Source organism: Mycobacterium sp. ML4, assembly GCF_054515735.1.
Genome location: NZ_JBTNSY010000015.1, coordinates 26,432 through 47,132 on the forward strand (window position 1 = coordinate 26,432; position 20,701 = coordinate 47,132).

At 64.0% G+C, this 20,701-nt stretch carries 14 protein-coding genes; 12 read left to right on the forward strand and 2 right to left on the reverse strand.

What is annotated here, in order from left to right; translation table 11 throughout:
- Nucleotides 1–270: a DUF4242 domain-containing protein gene (locus ACX9NE_RS17800; RefSeq protein WP_459363731.1), complete on the reverse strand. Its 270-nt coding sequence runs from the start codon at nt 268–270 to the stop codon at nt 1–3.
- Nucleotides 271–600: 330 nt separating this feature from the next.
- Between ACX9NE_RS17800 and ACX9NE_RS17805 the strand changes: the two genes are divergently transcribed.
- From ACX9NE_RS17805 to ACX9NE_RS17840, 8 genes are all read left to right on the forward strand, one after another.
- Nucleotides 601–1,974: a cation:proton antiporter gene (locus ACX9NE_RS17805; RefSeq protein WP_459363730.1), complete on the forward strand. Its 1,374-nt coding sequence runs from the start codon at nt 601–603 to the stop codon at nt 1,972–1,974.
- 99 nt (nt 1,975–2,073) lie between these two features.
- A complete protein-coding gene (locus ACX9NE_RS17810) occupies nt 2,074–3,846 on the forward strand; it encodes an NAD(P)/FAD-dependent oxidoreductase (RefSeq protein WP_459363729.1) in 1,773 nt (590 codons plus the stop codon).
- A gap of 136 nt (nt 3,847–3,982) precedes the next feature.
- A complete protein-coding gene (locus ACX9NE_RS17815) occupies nt 3,983–9,529 on the forward strand; it encodes a type I polyketide synthase (protein ID WP_459363728.1) in 5,547 nt (1,848 codons plus the stop codon).
- A complete protein-coding gene (locus tag ACX9NE_RS17820; RefSeq protein ID WP_459363727.1) occupies nt 9,526–10,401 on the forward strand; it encodes an ABC transporter ATP-binding protein in 876 nt (291 codons plus the stop codon). The genes ACX9NE_RS17815 and ACX9NE_RS17820 overlap by 4 nt, the downstream gene beginning before the upstream one ends.
- Nucleotides 10,391–11,248: an ABC transporter permease gene (locus tag ACX9NE_RS17825; protein WP_459363726.1), complete on the forward strand. Its 858-nt coding sequence runs from the start codon at nt 10,391–10,393 to the stop codon at nt 11,246–11,248. Before ACX9NE_RS17820 ends, ACX9NE_RS17825 begins: the two co-directional genes overlap by 11 nt.
- Nucleotides 11,249–11,331: 83 nt before the next feature.
- Nucleotides 11,332–13,098, forward strand: coding sequence for a PE family protein (locus ACX9NE_RS17830; RefSeq protein ID WP_459363725.1), 1,767 nt, complete (start codon nt 11,332–11,334; stop codon nt 13,096–13,098).
- Between the two features lie 190 nt (nt 13,099–13,288).
- On the forward strand, nt 13,289–13,633 hold the full coding sequence (locus ACX9NE_RS17835; RefSeq protein WP_459363752.1) for a hypothetical protein: 345 nt from the start codon (nt 13,289–13,291) through the stop codon (nt 13,631–13,633).
- Nucleotides 13,634–13,980: 347 nt separating this feature from the next.
- Nucleotides 13,981–15,117: a zinc-binding dehydrogenase gene (locus ACX9NE_RS17840; RefSeq protein ID WP_459363724.1), complete on the forward strand. Its 1,137-nt coding sequence runs from the start codon at nt 13,981–13,983 to the stop codon at nt 15,115–15,117.
- Here the strand turns inward: ACX9NE_RS17840 and ACX9NE_RS17845 are convergent.
- A complete protein-coding gene (locus ACX9NE_RS17845; RefSeq protein WP_459363723.1) occupies nt 15,114–15,611 on the reverse strand; it encodes a nitroreductase/quinone reductase family protein in 498 nt (165 codons plus the stop codon). The two genes, ACX9NE_RS17840 and ACX9NE_RS17845, sit on opposite strands and share 4 nt — an antisense overlap.
- A gap of 116 nt (nt 15,612–15,727) precedes the next feature.
- On the opposite strand from ACX9NE_RS17845, the gene ACX9NE_RS17850 reads away from it, so the two are divergent.
- The 4 genes from ACX9NE_RS17850 (at nt 15,728) to ACX9NE_RS17865 (ending at nt 20,397) form a co-directional block, all read left to right on the forward strand.
- Complete coding sequence (locus tag ACX9NE_RS17850) at nt 15,728–16,558, forward strand: LLM class F420-dependent oxidoreductase (RefSeq protein ID WP_459363722.1); 831 nt, start codon at nt 15,728–15,730, stop codon at nt 16,556–16,558.
- 286 nt (nt 16,559–16,844) lie between these two features.
- Complete coding sequence (locus ACX9NE_RS17855) at nt 16,845–19,364, forward strand: SpoIIE family protein phosphatase (protein WP_459363721.1); 2,520 nt, start codon at nt 16,845–16,847, stop codon at nt 19,362–19,364.
- Entirely contained in the window at nt 19,364–19,687 is a 324-nt protein-coding gene (locus ACX9NE_RS17860) for an STAS domain-containing protein (protein WP_459363720.1), read from the forward strand. Before ACX9NE_RS17855 ends, ACX9NE_RS17860 begins: the two co-directional genes overlap by 1 nt.
- A 26-nt stretch (nt 19,688–19,713) precedes the next feature.
- The gene (locus tag ACX9NE_RS17865; RefSeq protein ID WP_459363719.1) at nt 19,714–20,397 is read left to right on the forward strand and encodes a GAP family protein; all 684 of its coding nucleotides are present in this window, start codon (nt 19,714–19,716) and stop codon (nt 20,395–20,397) included.
- Nucleotides 20,398–20,701: the final 304 nt, after the last annotated feature.

Consider the following 20,701-nt stretch of genomic DNA (forward strand, 5'->3'; position numbering starts at 1 on the left):
TCAGATCTCGGCGATCGCGCCGTTGGACAACACCCGGCCGTTGACCTCGACGATGACGTCCGCCGGAAGTCCAGCGCGGTCGGCGGCGCTGCGGATCGCTTCGGGCGACGGTGCCTCATAGAGGCAGTAGGTCTTACGCTTGTCAGCCGACAGGAACGAGTACAGCCAGCGAACGCCCGCTTCATCGTTGATTCGATTGATGCCGTCGGCGGCGTCCAGGCTCGGCTCGAGTTCCTCGGCGTAGTTGCGTTCGACCATGAATATCGGCACGGCGGTCTCCTTCGCGTTGCCGTCGAATCTGCCGCGTCGGCCGCTACATCATACGTCCGCGTCTGTGCGCAGGTGAGCGGCGGGGACGGCCAGCCGACCGCCATCGTGCCGAACCCGACCGGCGCGAACTTCGTGACTGCTTACCGTAACCTCGACCGAGATGACCTCCTCGCCGACGCGCACGCAGCGAAAGCATGGACCGGCCCCGGTTGGGGCATACGAAAGATTCGGCTGTGCAGAGATTCTCAGCGCCCGTATATGACGCGCTGCCCGCCGACCTGCCCCACCCGGTCTGACGACCCCGGCACTCCGAACTGAGGACCTCACGCGATGCCCGCCGCCACTGCTGTCCATTTCTTCCTCGAACTCGCCGTCATCCTGGGAACGTGCCGCGTGGTCGGGTTGTTGGCCAAACGCGTCGGTCAGCCGCAAGTCGTGGGGGAAATGATTGCCGGGGTATTGCTGGGGCCCTCACTGTTGGGCCGCATCGCGCCGGGCATACAGCACGACCTGTTCCCAGCGGGCCAGGCGAACACCGTGCTGTACACCATGGCGCAGATCGGCCTGGTGCTCTACATGTTCCTGATCGGGCTCAACTTCGACGTCAATCTGATCAGACATCGCGCCGGCACGGCGGTTGCGGTCTCGGCGGCAGGGATATTGACTCCGCTCGGTCTGGGAGCGCTGATCGCTCTGCCGTTGCTGGCGGGAGGAATCTACTTCGACAAGAGCGTCACGCTCGTGATGGCAATGATGTTTCTGGGCGCATCCATTGCCACCACCGCATTCCCCATGCTGGCCCGGATCATCTACGAACAGCGGCTTTCGGGAACTCCACTGGGCACCCTCGCGCTGGCATGTGGCGCAGCAGACGATGCGCTCTCCTGGTGCATCCTGGCGATAGTGCTCGCCATCCACCGGGGCAATCCTGCCCTGGCCGCCACAGCGATCGTCGGGGGAATCCTCTACAGCCTGCTGCTCCTTACGATCGGGCGAAAATCTCTCAGTGTCCTGGGTTCCATCGCCGAACGCCAGAAGACGGTGTCCGCGCCGGTGCTTACCACGGTGCTCATCCTGCTCATGGCATGCGCCTGGTTCACGGACACGATCGGCATCTACGCGATCTTCGGCGCATTCATTCTCGGCGTCGCCATGCCCTCCGGTTTCTTCGCGGTAGAGCTCACCGCCCGGCTGGAGCCACTTGTCACGACTTTCCTGTTGCCGTTGTTCTTCGTTTATTCCGGACTCAACACCCAGATCGGCCTGCTGAACAGTCCGATGTTATGGGCGGTGGCACTGGGCATACTGCTGGTGTCGATCGTGGGTAAGGGGTTCGCATGCACGGTGGCGGCCCGGCTGAGAAAAGTTCCACTCCGCGAATCTGTCGCTCTCGGAGCGCTGATGAACGCGCGTGGTTTGATCGAACTCATTCTGCTGAATATCGGGCTGCAGGCCGGCATTATCACTCCGACGCTTTTCACCATTCTGGTATTGGTCGCCATTGTCACCACACTTATGGCTACGCCGATATTCGAACGGGTTTATGGTCGCTATCGCACGGACGACCTGTCGGACCGGCCCAAGGATTCCGCTCCGGGCAAGTCTCCCGATTCGGTGCGCGAAGACCGCCGCACTCGAGGTGGGGCCGCGGGGACGGCACGAACCCGTCCCGCTGACACCAGCGCCGGAACTCCACCGAGGTAGGTCGCGGTCCTGCCTTCTCCGATTGCGCGAGGCCCGTTTCGTGTAATCTACTTAACTATTGACTAGGCTGATTAAACCAGCTTGCGGGAGGGGAAACATTTGGACGCGCGAGCACAGCTGTCACAATTGAGCTCGGAGGCACGGGAAGCTCTTGCACAGCGAATAAGGACGCAACTATCTGCTGGCGGCGACGTCTCCGCGCCGGACCACGACGTGGCGATCGTTGGAGGCGGCGTCGCTGCCCACACGCTGGCCCTCGAGATCCGCAGCGTCCGACCCCAGACTCGAGTTCTCATCATCGAACCCAACGTTCACCCCGTGCCAGAGGTCACCCACACAGTCGGCGAGTCCACGGTCGAGATCTCCGCGCATTATCTGCGGGATCGCCTTGGACTCGCCGATCACCTCAACACCTCACAGATCCGCAAAATGGGCCTGCGGATGTTTTTCTCACAGGACGCCAACACCGATATCGCCCGGCGAATGGAACTCGGCAGTTCCTCATTCACCGCACAGGTGACCTACCAGATCGACCGGGGAAGATTGGAAAACGAGCTGAACCGGCGTTGCCGGTCGGCCGGCGTCCAGATTGTGCCCGGACGCGTCACTTCAGTAGAATTCGGCCGCGCAAATCGGCCACACACCATTTCCGTACAAAGCAATAACACAAAGACGCAAACAACCGCTCGCTGGGTGGTGGACGCATCGGGACGCAACCGGGCGTTGCCCCGGCAATTGGAACTGCGGCGCCCCAACGAACACAATTGCAACGCGGTGTGGCTGCGAGTCGCCGCGGAAATCGACGTCGGCCAGTGGAGCGATGACCCGAACTGGCAATCACGGCTGGTGGAAGGTGACCGGGCGCTGTCCACCAATCATCTGATGGGCGAGGGCTACTGGGTGTGGCTCATCCGACTCGCTTCGGGAGCCACCAGCGTGGGTATCGTCGCCGACCCGGCGTTTCATGCTTTCGACGATTTCAACACCCTCGCCAAAGCGAAAATATGGCTACGTGAACACGAACCGCAGTGCGCCGCCGTCCTGTCCGAACTTGATCACCTGATCAAAGACTTCAGAGTCATGAAGCACTACAGTCACGGCGCCGCCCGGGTGTACGACGGACGCGACCGGTGGTGCGTGACCGGCGATGCCGGAATCTTCCTGGATCCCCTGTATTCCTCAGGGCTGGATCTGATTGCGATCGGTAATGGACTCATCACCGACATGGTGGTCCGGGAACTCGACGGCGAAGACGTCGTCGCGCGGGCGGTGATCAGCGATTCGCTGTTCCGTTCGCTCACCGACATGTGGCTCAACATCTATTGCGATCAATACATTCTGATGGGCTCGCCGGCGGTCATGGCCGCGAAAGTGATTTGGGACATCGCCTTCTATTGGGGCTTCCTCGGTCTGCTCTACGCCAACGACCGGTTTGTCACCGTCGCTGACGATCCCGGTGTGGTGCCACACCTCGAGGGAATGATCGCCCTCAGTAACCGCATGCAACAGTTCTTCCGCGAATGGGCCGCGGTCGCCGGTGTCTCTCCGTCGGCGGGGTTCGTGGACTTGTACGCGCCGCTGAATTTCATGGTCACCCTGCACGTTGCGATGATGGGAAGAGCCCCCGATTTCGCCGCTCAGTTCGACGCGAACACGCGCCTGCTTCGTCAGATCGCGGGTCAGTTGGCCGAAACTGTCATCGCCGAACAATGCGAAAGGTTTTCCGACGACGACGTCATGCGACAGGTGCAGGCCTGGCAACGCGATCCGCTCTTGCGGGAACTGAGATCGGTGTACCGCCACGAGCAGAAGACTAATCCGATCAGCCAAGATTGGATCCTCGGCACGGTCCCTGCACTCGAATTCAGTTGACCCGGAAGATTATCCACGCATTATGGAGTCTGGCTCCGGGATTTCCGCATCGCCGTCGGCGATGCCATCCCAGTGGCGTGGGGCCGCTTGCGCCGGCGCGGGACTCGCGTCAGCTCGACGGCGGGAAAGGATGAACATGCGCGGCGAGCAAGGTATTCGAAAACCTCTGGCGATCGTCGGAATCGGGTGCCGCTTCCCGGGCGGCGCTGATACCCCGGAGGACTACTGGCAACTGTTGTGCAGCGGAACGGACGCCACCCGCGTCGTTCCCGACACACGATGGAACGCAGCGAGATATCACGATCCGAACCCGGCGAAAGTCGGCAAGATGGTCACCCGACGCGGCGGATTCCTCGACGAAATCGACAAATTCGATCCGCAGTTCTTCGGAATCTCGCCCCGTGAGGCGAACTTGCTCGATCCGCAGCAGCGGTTGATGTTGCAGACCACCTGGGAGGCGCTGGAAGACGGCGGGATACCGCCGAACACCTTGGCCGGCACCGACGTCGGTGTCTTCATCGGCGGCTTCACTCTCGACTACCAGCTCTTGCAGAACCAGGGTCGCACCAGTCGGTACCGGTTCAAGACTCACTCCGCTACCGGGATGATGATGACGATGCTGGCCAACCGGATCTCGTTCACGTTTGACTTCCGCGGCCCGAGCATGACGGTGGACACGGCGTGTTCGAGCTCGTTGGTGGCCGTACACCTTGCCGCACAAAGCATATGGAACGGTGAATCCAGTCTTGCGCTGGCCGGCGGCGTCAACATCATGGTCGGACCCAACACCGCGATCGCTGAGTCAAAGAGCGGGTTCCTCAGTCCCGACGGCCGCTGCAAGGCCTTTGATGAGTCCGCGGACGGCTACGCACGTGGAGAGGGCGGGGCGGTAGTCGTCATCAAACCGCTCGAGCAGGCGCTGCAAGACGGCGACGAGATCTACGCGCAGATCCTCGGTACCGCGGTGTCCCAGGACGGACACACCGACGGCATCACCGTCCCCAGCGAAGAAGCGCAAGAAGCAGCGATCACAGCGGCCCTGCACAGAGCGGGCGTGCACCCCAACGACATCGGCTATGTCGAAGCGCACGGCACCGGAACCCCGGTCGGCGACCCCGCCGAACTGCGGGCCCTGGCAACAGCGCTAGCCGCGGGGCGGTCGGCGACCAACCCCTTGCTGGTGGGGTCCGTCAAAACCAACATCGGGCATCTCGAGGCCGGTGCGGGTGTAGCCGGGCTGATCAAAACGGCGCTGGTACTCAAACACGGGTACATCCCCGCCCACCTGCACCTGAAGCGCCCCAGCAGTCGAATTTCGTTGGCGGAACTGAATATCGACATTCCGCGAACCGGCCGGGAGTTTCCCCGAACCGAGCGGCGCACCGCGGGGGTCAATTCGTTCGGCTTCGGCGGTACCAACGCTCATGCCGTGCTGGCTGAGCCTCCGGCCGCGGCCGCCATTTCCGCCCCCGGTGATCCGCAACACGGGCCGCTGGCGGTCCTGCCGATCTCGGCGCGCAGCGAAGAAGCGTTGGTAGCGACGGCGCGCAGCCTGGCGCGGCATCTGCGCGCGCACCCCGATAGCACACTGCCAGATCTCGGCTACACCCTCAGTCAACGCCGCGCGCATCTGAACTATCGCCGTGCCCTCGTTGTCGGCAGCGTCGGCGAGGCGCAGGAACAGCTTCAGACCCTCGCCGACGGCGGGCAGATCGCTACCGACCGTACCTACCCCAGCGCGCCGAAGCTGGCCTTCGTCTGTACCGGTATGGGCCCCCAATGGTGGAGGATGTGCCGGGGGCTGCTCGACGTCTACCCCGCTTTCACCGAAAGCATCCGACGCAGCGATCGTGAACTGTCCCGTTATGCCGACTGGTCTTTGATCGATGAGCTCCTCAGCGATGAGGGCCGCTCCCGCATGGCCGAAACAGCGGTGGCGCAACCCGCCAACTTCGCCATCCAGGTAGCGCTGGCCGAGCAACTCGGAGAGTTCGGCATCACCCCCGACGCCGTGATCGGACACAGCGCCGGGGAAGTTGCCGCCCATCATCTCGCCGGCCTGCTCCCGTTCGAGCGGGCCATCGAGGTGATCTATCACCGCAGCCGCCTCCAGCAACGCACCAGTGGATTGGGCCGGATGCTGGCCGTCGGGCTCGGCGCGGAGTCATTGCTGCAGGCCCTGGACGACAAAGCGCGTGACGAAATCGGCCGGCGCGTATCCATCGCCGCGATCAACAGCCCGTCAGCTGTGACCATCGCCGGTGACAGCGACGTTCTGGAGGATATCGCCGGCCAGTTGGACGAGGCCCGGATATTCAACCGGTTCCTGGCCGTGCAGGTGCCGTACCACACGCACTACATGGACGCGGTGAAAGACGACCTGCATGGTGCGCTCGATGGGCTGTCGTCGGAAACGGGAATCGTTCCGCTCTACTCCACCGTCACCGGGGAACGGCTGAACGGCTACGCTGCCGGTGCCGCCTACTGGTGGCAAAACACCCGTGCTACAGTTCTTTTCGAACCCGCGGCGCGCCGCATGCTCGAGGACGGTTACACCCGTTTCGTCGAGCTGGGTCCGCACCCGGTTTTGGCGTCATCGATCATCGAGATCGCCGGAACGCAGCAGGCCGGCCACAAGACAGACATCGTCGTTCTGGCGGCCCAGCGGCGCGACGACGACGATGCTCGCACCCTGATGAATTGCGTTGCAGCACTGCATTGCCACGGCCACCCGGTCGCGTGGGACGCGCTGTACCCACGCCGGCAGGCGCGGCTTGTGAAGCTGCCGACCTACCCGTGGCAGTCCAGACGCTTCTGGAATGAAACCCAGGAAGCGGCCGAGGATCTGCACTACCACCCGGTGCATCCGCTACTCGGACAACCGGTAACCGCGGTGCACCCGACCTGGGAAGCCGAGTTGAGCACCACGATGGCCCCCTTCCTCGCCGATCATCAGGTGCAGGGCAGCACAATCGTGCCCGGGGCGGTGTTCATCGAAATGGCTTTGGCGGCTGCGGAAGTGACCTACGGATCGACAGGCCACTGCGTCGACAATCTGGTGCTCAAGCGCGCTGTCATCCTCGACGAAACCTGCGATCCGATCATGCGGACCACCCTCAACCAGGACACCGGCGCCCTGGAATTCGCCGCTTTCACCGCCACCGCCGACGGCGACCTCAAGTGGACCATCACGGCGACCGCGGAACTGAACACACTTCCACGCTCACCGGAGCGCTGTGAGGGCCAGCAGGACGCGGAGGGCGTCACCACACTCAGCGGCGACGATTTCTACGCCCGTACCCGCGATATCGGGTTCGCTTACGGTGACGCATTTCAGTCGGTCAGCAAGCTCACGTCGGGGGACGGCTGGGCTGCGGCGCAGATCACGGTTCCGGCTCCGATCGCCGGCGAACTCGGCGCCTACCTATTCCATCCAGCGCTGATCGACGGCGCCTTCCAAACGTTGTTCGGCGCCAATATCGCCGGCCAGGACGCAGAAGGCAGTCCCTACCTTCCCACCCGAATCCGCCAGAGCGCCATCTACGCCGGTCCGCAGGAGAACATGGTCGCCCAGGTGCGTGTGGTGTCGGCCAGCAGGGAACAGATCGAATGTGACATCACGATCACCAACGATCTCGATGAGCCGCTGGCCGTCTTCAACGGCTTCACCGTGGAGTCGCTCAGCGCGTCCTCACGCATGACGCCCGAACGCATTGACAGAGGGCTCTACGAGATTCACTGGGTCGCAAGCGAAGAGGTCGGCCAGGATGAGCGGGACGCAGCGGCAACCGAGAACCTGTCCTGGCTCGTACTCGCCGACCAATCCGGTGTCGGAACTGCTCTCGTCGAGCAACTCCGACGGTGCGGCCAGCGTGCCCGGGCAGTGGCACACCAAGATGTCGACCAGCTGACCGAACTCGGCGAAGGCTACGCGGTCGATCCGCAACGGCCTGAGCAGCTGCGCCGGCTGCTCGGAACGCACCTGGACAGCGAAGGCGATCTTGCCGGCATCATCAACTGCTGGCCGCTGGACCTCACGGCGGCGACGGGTGACGAGCTGGGTGTCTTCCCAATCCTGCACTTGGTCCAGGCGTTGGCAGACCTCGACAATGCGGCGCCTCGCCTCTATCTGATCACCGGCAACGCGCAACCGGCGCCCGGAACCGAAACCCTTGCCGTCGACCAAGCCGCGATCTGGGGACTCGGCCGGGTCATCGGCCACCAGGAATTCGCCGGACAGTGGGGCGGGCTGATCGACATCGACGACGCCGACGACCACGTTGGCACCGCCGCGCGAATCTGCGATCACATCCTCGCCCCCGGGACAGAGGATCAAGTCGCCATCCGCGGCCTTGCCCGCTTTGTTCCGCGGCTTCGCTTGTCCGGCAACCTGACCAAGCCCTTCCCGACCAAACTGACTCGCGATGCGACCTACGTCGTCACTGGCGGATCCGGGGCCCTGGGCCGCACCGTCGCCACCTACCTGGCCGAACGCGGTGCACGACACATCGCGCTGCTCAGCAGGACCGAGATCCCACCGCGGAGCAGCTGGCCGTTACTTGCCAAGGACAGTGCGCACCACGAGACCGTCAGCACCATCCGCAAGGTCGAACGCCTCGGCGCTCAGGTGATCACCGCCAGTGTCGATATCACCGACTCCGTCCAGGTGGAGACGTGGCTGAGTAACCACCTCCGGGACGGAGGCCGACCGGTCCGGGGAATCATCCATGCCGCGGGATCTGTTGACGACCAACTCCTGGTGAATATGCGCGAATCCGATTTCGCCGCGGTGATGGCCCCTAAAGTCACGGGTACTCGCATACTGCACAACGCTTTCAGCGGATGCGACCTCGAATTTTTCGTCATGTTCGGGTCAGCGGGGTCGGTCATCGCCTCGCCCGGCCAGGGCAACTACGCCGCGGCGAACGCCTTCCTGGACGCCTTCGCCCACTATCGGCAGGCTCAGGGGTTGCCCGCCCTGACCATAGGGTGGGGCCCCTGGTCGGTAGGGATGGTCGAAGAGCTCGAGCTGGAAAAGCTCTACGAGCAAAGGGGAATCGAACTGATCACGCCCGCGGCCGGCGCCCGGATCCTGGATCGTCTGATCAATCAGAACACACCCAACGTCGTTGCCATCAGCGCCGACTGGAGACGGGCCCGCAGTGTCGGTCTCAGCGGAGAGCTACCGCCGATGTTCTCCGAACTCGGCACATCGGAAACCTCACCCGATCACGCTCACCCGGATTCGTCGATACTCGAGTTTCTTTCGGGGATAACGGAATCCGACAGGCTCGGGGTCGTCGCCGATCAGGTTCGCCAGATCGCTTCGGCGGTCTTCGATCTCGCGATCAGCGATATCGGGGTCGATGACACCCTCAACGACATCGGCCTGGACTCGATGATGGCGATGGATTTCCGGGTCCGGGTGAACACGACGTTCGCGATCGATCTGCCGGTTCTCGAACTGCTACGAGGTGTGAGCGTCAACTCACTTGCCGTTCGCATTCTCGCCGAGCTTGACCTGCCGGGCGCTGACCCGGTGATCGAGCTTCGATCTGAACCCGGCCCGGGCGACGGCGACGTCGAACGGCTCCTCGAGAACATGTCCGAGGATGAATTGCGGGAACTGCTGGCCGAACTCGAAGCGCAACCCACCGAGGAATCAGGAGGAGGGCACTCGTGAGTGCCGCTCCGGGTGCCTCTGCGGGCCCGCCGGCCGCGGTGTACGTCCGCGGTTTGTCCAAAGCGTACGGACAGATTCGCGCGCTGCGGGACCTGGATCTCGACGTCCGGTACGGAGAAGTATTTGCGATCCTCGGCCCCAACGGAGCGGGCAAATCGACGGCCATCGAGATTTTGGAAGGCCACCGAAAGCGCGATTCCGGAGACGTTCGCGTACTGGGTGAAGACCCCGGAAGCGCCGGCAGGTCCTGGCGAGCCAAGATCGGAATCGTGCTGCAGGAAGCCAGTGACTTCGGAATGCTGACCGTCTCGGAAACCGTGCGTATGTTCGCGAAATGCTATGGCCGGGCTCGAATTCCGGCCGAGGCGCTGGAACTGGTCGGACTCGGTTCTGTCATCGGCGCCAAAGTTCGAACGCTTTCCGGTGGGCAACGCCGTCGGCTCGACGTCGCCCTGGGCATCATCGCGATGCCCGAACTGCTGTTCTTGGATGAGCCGACCACCGGATTCGATCCGCAAGCGCGACACCAATTCTGGGACCTGATCAGGTTATTGGCGGCCGACGGGACGACCATCCTGCTCACCACCCATTACCTGGACGAAGCGGCCACGCTGGCCGACCGCGTCGCGGTGATTGCCGGAGGCCGATTGGTCGCCGTGGACTCACCGGCACGGCTGACGGAGTATGTGAACTCCGCCGCGACGGTCCGGTGGGTGGAGGGTGAAGAGGTTCACGTCGAGCAGACACATCACCCGACCGACTTGATCAGGCAACGGTCGATGGATGGCAGGGAACTGAGTCAGCTCACGGTTACCAGACCGACGTTAGAAGACGCCTACCTGCAACTGATCGGCGCGCATGATGTCCGTTGACCAGACCACCCGCGCCGCGCCGAGGCGGCACCGCGCGCGTCAATCGCAGTCAGCGCTGCCGTCTCCGGCGCGTATCGGGTTCTCCCGAGTAGTGCCCGAACTCAAGATGTTTTACCGCCGGCCCGAGCAGGTTGCGCTGACATTTTCGATGCCGGCCGTAATTTGCATCCTGCTGGGCTCGATCTTCTCGGCGAAACTGCCCGACAGCGATACCAGCACGGGCGCCGTGATCGCCGCCAGTATGCTTGCCTACGGGATACTGTCGACGTCCTTCATCAATCTGGGTATCAGCATTGCCGCCGACCGTGACACCGGCGCGTTGCGGCGGCTGCGCGGAACGCCGACGACCGCGACGTCGTATTTCATCGGGAAGATCCTGCTGGTCGCTGTCGCGAGCCTGGCCGAAGCGGTCGTGCTGTTGTCGGTAGGAGTGTTCATCTTCAAGCTGCGCCTGCCGACAACCTTGTTCGGCTGGTTCACGTTGACCTGGGTTTTTCTCCTGGGTATCGTCAGCTGTTCGCTGTTAGGCATATTCATCAGCAACTTCGCCAGCAACGCGGTTTCGGCGGCGGTGCTGACCAACGGTCCGGCGGTGGGCCTGCAGTTCTTGTCCGGTACCTATGTGCCACTGATGGTGCTGCCGGCATGGATGCTGACCATCGGCTCCATCTTTCCGGTCAAATGGATGGCGCAAGGATTCCGGTCGGTGCTGCTGCCGCCGAAGATGGTCGTCTTCGAACCGGCCGGCAGTTGGGAACACTGGCACATCTTTCTGGTCCTGACGGCATGGAGTATCGCCGGACTGTTTGCCTGCCTTGCCGTTTTCCGGTGGTCGGACAAGAAATGACGCCGCCGCCGCGGGAGTAACCGATACCATCCACCGCTGGGCGGCGCTGACGAGGCGCGCACCGGATGGCGGGAGTGGCACCAATGTCGTTTGTGATCGCGCAATCCGACGCGATCGTCGCGTCGGCTTCGGACCTGGATCGGGTCGGCGCACTGATCAGTTCGGCAAACCAAGCCGCGATACGCCCGACGACGCAGATAGCCGCCGCCGCGGGGGACGAGGTATCGCAGGGGATAGCTGCGCTGTTCGGGGCGTTCGCACGCGACTATCACGAGTTCAGCGCCCGGGCGGCGGCGTTCCACCGGGACTTCGCGCGGGTCCTCACCTCGGGAGCGGACAGCTACGCGGGCGCCGAGGCCGCCAGTGCCTTGCTGCTCACGTCTGACCAGACCGCGGCCGCGGCGCCGGCAACCGTGCTGGGACCCGCACTACCGGTCAACGGAACGACGGCTCTGATCATGGGTCCGACCGGGAACCCAGGGCCGACAGGCCACTACCTCCGGCAGGTCTACAACCTGTACGTCCGCCCCTTTTTCGCCGGCTCGATCCCGCGCGGCTTGACCACGCCCGAGCAGTTTCAACCGTTCAGCGGAATCCCCAGCTTGACCTTCGACGAATCGGTAACGCGGGGGGCTGCCATTCTGCACGGGGCGATCATGGCCGAGTATCGAGCGGGACGGGACGTCGCCGTTCTCGGCTTTTCTCAAAGCGCCTCGGTGGCGACGATGGAAATGCGTCACCTGGCGAGTCTGCCGCCCGATTTGCGGCCCGGCCCGGATCAGCTGTCGTTCGTGCTTCTCGGTGATCCCAATAACCCCAACGGCGGCATACTGGCCCGATTTCCCGATGTGTATCTGCAACCTCTCGGCCTGACGTTCTCCGGTGCCACGCCGGACAGCGATTATCCGACGACGGTCTACACCCGGCAGTACGACGGCTGGGCGGACTTCCCGCAATACCCGCTCAATGTGGTGTCGGACGCCAATGCTCTGCTGGGAATCATTTATGCGCACGGGACCTACCAGGAGTTGACACCCGCGCAACTTTCCACCGGTGTTGTCCAGCCGGTGTCTCCGACGGCAACCGACCTCACCTACATACAGATTCCCACCACGAATCTGCCGTTGCTGGAACCGCTGCGGGGTGTGGTCCCTGAACCGCTGCTCGATCTCGTGCAGCCGGATTTGCGGGTCATCGTCGAATTGGGTTACGACCGAACCGGATACGCGGATGTGCCCACGCCGGCAGGCATCTTCCCCGCACACCTCGATCCGTTTACCGTGATGGGCGATCTCACCGCGGGCACGCACCAGGGAATCAATGACGCCCTGGCCGATGTCGGGGTGTCCGGCCTTCCGGATCTGCCGCACCAGACGCATGCTTCGTCACTGACTGTGCCTGCGTTGCCGGCCGTACCCGGCCACATCCCGGTCCCCGCGCAAATCGGCGGCGCTGTCGGCGGTCCGCTCGACCAGCTGGATCGACTGGTCAGCACCGTCATCAACGAGAGGATCGATCCCATCGTGACCTCGAGCATCTACCAATACGGCGATTCACTCACCGATTTGGCGATCAGTCATAACGCCCCGGCAGCGGTGGTCCATGCGGTCGGCGTCGGTCAGCGAATTCTGCCGATTCTGGTTGCAGGGCCCGGTTATTTCGTGACCTCGGATCTCCACTATTTCGTCAAAAGCATCGACGAGTTGGCAGCCGGTGACCTCGGCGGCTTCAACCGGTATGTGCAACTCATCCCCGCCACGAACTTCATGTTCGGCGTTTTCGGTGTCGGCCTGGGGGCCCTCGCAGTCGGTGCCGTAGTCACGGGTCAGCAGTTCCCGTTCACGTCCTGATCGAGCCGTGGCCGGTCGGCCCGGCTGTCGAATGGGCGCCGTAATGCAGCGGAACGAAGTTGACATGGCCAATCCGCGGCACCGTAAACTGGCGAAAGACGCCGGCCAGCTCACCCCGCATCGCCGCGGCTCATCCGCTAGTTTTGGTCACCGCTTGGAATCGGCCGCATTAATTCAACAGGGAGTCGAAATGAAATTCAGGCTCGCGCGCCGTGGCGCTGCCATATTGGGTTGTGCCGGCGCCTTTGTGTTTCCCACCGCGGTTGCCAGCGCTGATCCGCCTGATCCGCACCAGCCGGATATGACGAAAGGCTACTGTCCGGGCGGTCGATGGGGCTGGGGCAATTTGGCGGTGTGTGACGGCGAAAAGTATCCGGACGGGTCGTATTGGCACCAGTGGATGAAAACCTGGGTCGTCGGTCCGCAGTTCTACTACGACTGCGTCAGTGGCGACGAACCGCTGCCGGGTCCGCCACCGCCCGGTGGCTGCGGTGGGGCAATCGGTCCTGATCAGCCGGCCGAGGCCGGAACCTGATCACGCGGGCGGTCGCGTTCACGAAGCCGCCCGAGTTCAGTCATCGCCGGTGACGGTCGGAACCGGCCGACGGTCACGAGTTCGGCGTCTTGCTCCGCCAGGACAGCACGACCAGCGTCAACGGATTTGGCGGTGTCGAGCGAACGGCGATGACCCGCTCGATCAGAAGTCGGTGAGGCATGTCTTGGTGGTCGATTGCTTGCCGGCGGCGCGTTTCGCACCGACTGACCTCAGCACCGAAACAGGAGGACTGCTACTCGCGTTTTCGACCCCGGGGCAAGAGTTGTCGTGCCGGTGCGAGTTCAATGGTCTGAGCATCCGTCCCGGACAGAAATGAGGCACGCGCCATGACAGGAGATCTGCCCGGCACCGCGCTGGAGCTGCGCTCATTGGTGACTTCTGATGGCACGCTGCGACTTTCGCTACAGGAGGTTCCCGTTGCGCCTGTGAGCGCCAATGACGTGCTGGTGCGTGTCGAAGCCGCGCCGATCAATCCGTCGGATCTGGGCCTGCTGTTGGCGAGTGCGGACATGACCAAAGCGACAGTGGGTGGCACGCCGGACCGTCCCGTCGTCACCGCACCGATCGGGCGCGCTGCGCTGAAGGGACTTTCCGCGCGCCTCGACCAATCCCTGCCAGTCGGCAACGAGGGCGCAGGGACGGTGGTGGCAGCGGGGTCCTCCGAAGCGGCCCAGGGGCTTCTCGGCAAAACAGTGGCGATCGCCGGTGGCGCGATGTACTCGCAATTCCGGGCGGTCGACGCATCGGCCTGTCTGGTCCTTCCGCCGGGAGTCTCGGCGCGGGACGGGGCCTCCTCGTTCGTCAACCCGATGACGGCACTCGGAATGACCGAAACCATGCGCCGCGAAGGACATTCGGCCCTGGTGCACACGGCCGCCGCGTCGAACTTGGGTCAGATGCTGAGCAAGCTCTGCCAGAAAGACGGGATACCGCTGGTCAATATCGTGCGTAAGCCCGAACAGGAAGAGATACTGAGATCGCTTGGCGCGCAATACGTGTGCAACTCGAGCTCCCCGTCGTTCGCGGCGGATCTGCTGGAGGCGCTCAAGGCCACGTCCGCGACCCTTGCGTTCGACGCCATCGGCGGCGGGACGCTGGTGAGCCAGATCCTCAACGGTATGGAAGAGGCGGCCAATGCCACCGCAGCGCAGTATTCACGCTACGGGTCGAGCGTGCACAAGCAGGTCTATATCTACGGAGCGCTCGACACCAGTCCGACCGTGCTCACCAGAAACTTCGGCATGGCCTGGGGAGTCGGGGGATGGCTGCTCACGCCGTTCCTGCAGAGCGTGGGCGCCGAGACCTTCGCCCGGTTGCGGGCTCGGGTGGCCGACGAACTCACGACCACTTTCGCCAGTCGCTACACCCGCGAGGTGTCGTTGGCGGAAATGCTGCAGCCCGATGCCTTCACCGAATACGTCAAGCGGGCGACCGGAGAGAAGTTTCTGGTAACCCCGTCTTAGCCACCCGGCGCGACATCGGAGGCAGGCGTGAGGACCACCACGGGGATCTGTCGACTGGTCCGCTGCTGGTAGTCGGTGAAGTACGGATACATTTCGACGAGCCGGTGCCAAAGTTCCGGGCGCCGATCGGCCGCGACCGGCTTTGCTTCGACGACAAATCGCTCGTCGTGCACCTGCGCCACCGCGCGGGGATTGCGCTGTAGGTTGAGCCACCAGGCCGGATCGGTGTCGCTGCCGGCGTACGCGGCGGCGATCACGAAGTTTTCACCCTCTTTGATATAGATCAGCGGGACGGTGTGCTGCCTGCCGGTCCTGCGGCCGGTAACCGTGAGCAGCATGGTGGGGTACTTCGGGTTTTGCGCTTTGCCGCGGCTCCATCGATACATGGCCGCGTGCACAGCGCTGAATGCGCGGGTCACCGGTCGCATCGCGGGTCGGCTGAGCAGTCGTCCGGCGGCCGAGAAGGCTGCGGATTTTCGTTGCTGCTGTGTCATCACGATCTCTCCTCGCGGGCCGGATGGGTGGTGCGCCCTCCATCTCAGCAGCTTCGGCGGGAAGGGAATAATCGCCTGTGCGCGTTGCCAGGAAGCCGGCCGACAGGAGTAGTGCGATGAAGATCGGGATCTCCACATTCGTCAACGACGACTGCATCGACACGGTGTCTCTGGCCCAGGCGATAGAAGAACGCGGTTTCGCATCGTTGGTGGTTGCCGAACACACCCATATCCCGGCCAGCCGGGAATCACCGTATCCGCTCGGCGGCGAATTGCCGAAGATCTACTACCGGACGCTCGACCCGTTCGTCACGCTGGCCGCGGCGGCTGCCGTGACGTCGAAGATCGAGCTGTTCACGGGGATTGCGTTGCTGATCCAGCGCGACCCGATCATCACCGCCAAGGAAGCCGCCAGCATCGACCTGATCTCCGGGGGGCGGTTCGTGTTCGGGGTAGGGGCCGGCTGGAACCTCGAGGAAATGCGCGACCACGGCACCGACCCGAAGACGCGCGGCGCAGTGCTCGATGAGCGGATCGAGGCGATCAAGGCGCTGTGGATCGACGAACCCGCCGAGTATCACGGCAAACACGTGAACTTCGCCTCGTCGTACATCCGACCCAAGCCGGTGCAGCAACCTCACCCGCCGATCTTCATCGGCGGCAACTCCGACGCCACCGTGAAGCGCGTAATCCGGCACGGGGCCGGCTGGATATCCAACCCGTTCCCGATTGAGGGGATCCGGCGGCGGGTCGAGCAGTTGCGCGAGGCTGCGGGCCATGACGTCCCGTTGGCGATGTTCGGCACGCCGATCGATCTCGACTACTGGCGGGCCGCCGAGGATCTGGGCTTCGGCCAGCTGGCGCTGATGTTGCCCACCAAGCCGCGGGATGATTCGCTGCGGCTGCTCGACCAGTTCGCGGCCAAGGTGGCCAAGTACCGCAGCTGAGCACCTTGAGCGCGAGCAGCCGCAAAATCTGTCTGGAGCATGCGCTCCGAGGTGATTTTGCGGCTGCTCGCGAAGAGCGATTGCCTCGACCTGATCGGTAGTTACCGCTCAGCGCGGTGGAACCCGACAAAGTTTGCAGACCGGTCTTGGTGGGTACGGACGCGGGTGCTGTGATTGACCGTATGGAGCGTGTCTGCTGCGCAGAATGAAACCAAACGACTAGGTACGAGACTATGAACAACGACCGGGATGAACGGCAGCCGGCTGTTCGGGCAGGCGCGCGCCGGTGACTCAATTCCAGGAGCAGCTTGACGAGTTGGTGGCGGCTCGTGACCAACTGCAGCAACTGGTACGGGTCATCGTCGAGATCGGGTCGGATCTGGACCTGGACATAATTTTGCATCGCATCGTCAACGGGGCCATGGAACTCACGGGTGCTCGGTACGGAACGCTGGGGCTACGCGCAAACGACGGGTCCTTGTCCCCCTTCATCCACGAGGGGATCGACGACGCGACATCGCAGCGTCTCGGCGCCCTGAACGTGGGTGAGGGTTTGCGCGTCGACGATCTGAGTGCCTATCCCGAGTCGACGAGTCTGCAGGCGGACGACCCGCCGATCCGGGCGCTGCTTGCCATTCCGATCACTGTCCGTGCCGCCGATTTCGGCAACCTTTACCTGGCCGATGACCGGCCTGGCCGGGTCTTCTCCGATTTCCAGCAGGAGGCGGTGCGGGCCCTGGCCAGGGCCGCCGCCGCCGCCATCGACAACGCGCGGCTCTTCGAGCGCGAGCGTGAGTCGGCGCGATGGACGAACGCCAGCCGCGAGATAACGACCGCACTGCTGTCCGGCGATCCGCAGACAGGACCGTTGCAGCTCATCGTGAACCGGGCGCTGGAATTGGCGGATGCCGAGCAAGCGATTCTGCTGGTGCCCGGCGAGCCCGACCTGCCGGCTTTCGAGGTCAACACCCTTGTCGTGGCCGCGACGGCCGGCCGCTACTCCGCGCAGGTGGTTGGTCAGCAGGTGCCAATGGACGCCTCCACGACCGGCGGTGTGGCGCGTCGGGGGCTACCACTGATCACTGACTCGTTCCAATATCCGATCGAGGGTTTCACCGATGTCGGTGAGCGGTCGGCGATCGTCATTCCGCTGATTGCCGACGACTCGGTGCTGGGCGTCATCGCTGTCGCACGCCATCCCCGGCAGCCACCGTTCGGCAACGATTACCTCGAACGGGTCAGTGACTTCGCCCGGCATGCGGCCATCGCTCTGGCGCTGGCTGCCGGCCGCCAACACGCGCTCAATCAAGAACTGGCACTCGCAGATACGGTCGACGACGCCGTGCACGCCGCCGCTGAAGAGTTGCGCCGCCTGTGGCGGGCGCGCCGGGTGCTGGCGGTCACATTCCCCACTCGCAATGAGGCCACCAAAGCGGTCGGTTACGGTGAGCCACAGGTGGCCTCCGTCGGCGAGCCGGCACAGTGGGCGGACCTGCCGTCGGATGTCCGCGAGTTGCTAATTACATTGCGCGACGGCGACCTGCTCACGCCCAACATCACCCGGCCCGGCACAGCGAGCATCGCGCTGCAGCATCCCGAGGGTGTGCTGGTCGTCTGGATCGATCTGTCCGAGCAACGGCCGTTCACCCTGGAGGACCAGACCCTGCTGACCGTGCTGGCGGGGCGCCTCGGGCAGGGATTGCAGCGGGTACACCAGGTTGATCAGCAACGCGAAACGGCACTGGCGCTGCAGCACGCGATTCTCGGTCCTGCTCAGCTACCGAACGGTTTCGTGGTTCGGTATCAGGCTGCCAGCCCGCCCCTGCAGGTCGGCGGTGACTGGTACGACATCGTCGACCTGGACGACGGGCGTATCGCCCTGATCGTCGGTGACTGTGTCGGACATGGGCTTGCCGCAGCAACGGTGATGGGGCAGGTGCGCAGCGCGTGCCGCGCGCTGCTGTTCGACAATTCCAGCCCCAGCGCCGTATTGGCGGGAATGGACCGCTTCGCCGCGCGGTTGCCCGGAGCCCCGTGCAGCACCGCGGTTTGCGTCGTGCTCAACCCGGACACCGGTGAACTGGTGTACTCCAGCGCGGGCCACCCGCCGCCCATTCTGGTTGGCTCCGACGGAACCATCTGCAAGCTCGACGAGGGTCGCACCATCGCGCTGGGCATGCGGCCCGGCTGGCCCCGGTCTGAAGCCCGGGCGACGATGCCCGCGCGCGCCACCCTCGCCCTCTACACCGATGGTCTGGTCGAACGGCGCCGCGTCCCCATGGAGAAGGGGATTTCGCGCGCCGCCACGTTCATCCATGACGGCCGTGCCGCCGCACTCGACGACTTGGCCAACCAGATCATGTCAGGCCTCGCGCCGAACGACGGCTACCAAGACGACGTTGTCCTGATGCTCTACCGTCACCCCGCCCCGCTGCAGTTGACCTTCGCGGCGGACCCGGAAAATCTGTCCGCATCACGCAGTGCCTTGCGCGGTTGGTTGACTCGGGCCCGGCTGGATCAGGAGCAAGCGGCCAAGGTGCTTCTGGCGGCCGGCGAAGCGGTCGCCAATGCCATCGAACACGGCCACCGGCACAGTCGCGGGGGCATGGTCACCCTCGGCGCGAGGGCACTGGATGACCAGGTGCAGCTGACGATCACCGACACCGGCTCGTGGAAAACACCACATCCGGACTCCTACCCCCGGCGTGGCCGCGGAATCATGCTCATGCGGGCGCTGATGCACGACGTCACCATCAACTCCGGCACGGCCGGAACCACGGTCCACCTATCCGCGAGGATCACCTGATGCCCACGTCGCTCAACCTGGACACCGCCCGCGCCAACGACGGTCATCTCGTGCTGTTGGCCACCGGGGAAATCGATTTGAGCAACATCGACGCATTCGATCGAGCCCTGTCCGCCGCTGCCAACGAGGCCGCGAGTCGCGGCGGGGAGCTCACCGTCGATCTCAGTGCCGTGGAGTATCTGGACAGCGCCGCCATCCATGCGCTGTTCACCCACGCCGACAACATCAACGTGATCGCGCATCCGTTGCTCATGTCGATTCTATCCATGTGCGGTCTCACGGAACTGATCGCCACCGAACCCGCGCCGCAATCAGAACACTGAACCGGACCGCTTGATCCAGGCCCGCCATGTGGATTCCCATCCTGGTGATGGCTTTTGCCGTGAGCCTGGAGCCGTTCCGGATCGCCATGACGGTACTCGTGCTGAACAGGCCCAGACCGAAGTTGCAGCTGTTCACATTCCTGTGCGGCGGGTTCGCCATGGGCATCGCGGTGGGTTTGTTCGTCATATTCGTGTTTCGGCGGCGCCTGACCGCGTCTGGCGATCTGACACTGGCCGCCGTCCAGATCCTGATCGGCGGGCTTGCTGTACTGGCCGCGATGATTCTGGCAATTCGCGCCGCTGTCAGTCACTTTCGCCGCGATAGCCCAGACGCCGCGAAACGTCCGACCCGAGCGCAACAACTTCAATCACGGCTTCGGCAGCTGCTGACCGGGACGCACCTGTGGGTCGCGGCGGTGGCCGGTCTGGGTATTGCGCTGCCGTCGGTGGACTATCTGGCCGCGCTGGCGATCATCCTGGCATCGGGTGGCGCAGCCGCCCAACAGGTGGGGGCATTGCTGTTGTACAACGTCGTTGCCTTTGCCCCGGTTGAGGTTTCACTTCTTGCCTACCTGCTGGCGCCGGGTAGGACGCGCCGCTCACTGATCGCGCTCAACAGCTGGGTGGCCGCACGGCGCCGGATGGAAGTCGTGGGTCTGCTCCTTGTCGTCGGCACTGTCCTGCTCGCCGTCGGCATCGCCGGTTCATGATCGGCAGCTCGTCTGATCGCGTTGCCGTACCAGTCTTTCGAGGACGTGTTCGAGCAGCGCGGCGTAGCGGCCGGGCTGGAAACTGCAGTGGCTTTCCGGAGTTGTCCGAGACCGGCCACTTCGGGGCCGACACCGTAACGAATGCGCGTCGCGCAGGATATGTCGCGTTCACTCTGGGTGGGAGCGTTCTCAGCGCTCAGACGACCACGTCGCCGTGCCTCCGGGTAATGCGGCGGGATTGGCCATGCCGGAGCGGCTCACTTCGGCCCCGACGGCGAAGTGAGACACCACATCGGCCGACACG

What these genes read in the sequence shown, in the direction of transcription:
- ACX9NE_RS17805 (WP_459363730.1), top strand. Translation starts at nt 601, where the DNA reads ATGCCCGCCGCCACTGCTGTCCATTTCTTCCTCGAACTCGCCGTCATC.
- ACX9NE_RS17815 (WP_459363728.1), top strand. Translation starts at nt 3,983, where the DNA reads ATGCGCGGCGAGCAAGGTATTCGAAAACCTCTGGCGATCGTCGGAATC.
- ACX9NE_RS17825 (WP_459363726.1), top strand. Translation starts at nt 10,391, where the DNA reads ATGTCCGTTGACCAGACCACCCGCGCCGCGCCGAGGCGGCACCGCGCG.
- ACX9NE_RS17830 (WP_459363725.1), top strand. Translation starts at nt 11,332, where the DNA reads ATGTCGTTTGTGATCGCGCAATCCGACGCGATCGTCGCGTCGGCTTCG.
- ACX9NE_RS17835 (WP_459363752.1), top strand. Translation starts at nt 13,289, where the DNA reads ATGAAATTCAGGCTCGCGCGCCGTGGCGCTGCCATATTGGGTTGTGCC.
- ACX9NE_RS17840 (WP_459363724.1), top strand. Translation starts at nt 13,981, where the DNA reads ATGACAGGAGATCTGCCCGGCACCGCGCTGGAGCTGCGCTCATTGGTG.
- ACX9NE_RS17845 (WP_459363723.1), bottom strand. Translation starts at nt 15,611, where the DNA reads ATGACACAGCAGCAACGAAAATCCGCAGCCTTCTCGGCCGCCGGACGA.
- ACX9NE_RS17850 (WP_459363722.1), top strand. Translation starts at nt 15,728, where the DNA reads ATGAAGATCGGGATCTCCACATTCGTCAACGACGACTGCATCGACACG.
- ACX9NE_RS17860 (WP_459363720.1), top strand. Translation starts at nt 19,364, where the DNA reads ATGCCCACGTCGCTCAACCTGGACACCGCCCGCGCCAACGACGGTCAT.
- ACX9NE_RS17865 (WP_459363719.1), top strand. Translation starts at nt 19,714, where the DNA reads ATGTGGATTCCCATCCTGGTGATGGCTTTTGCCGTGAGCCTGGAGCCG.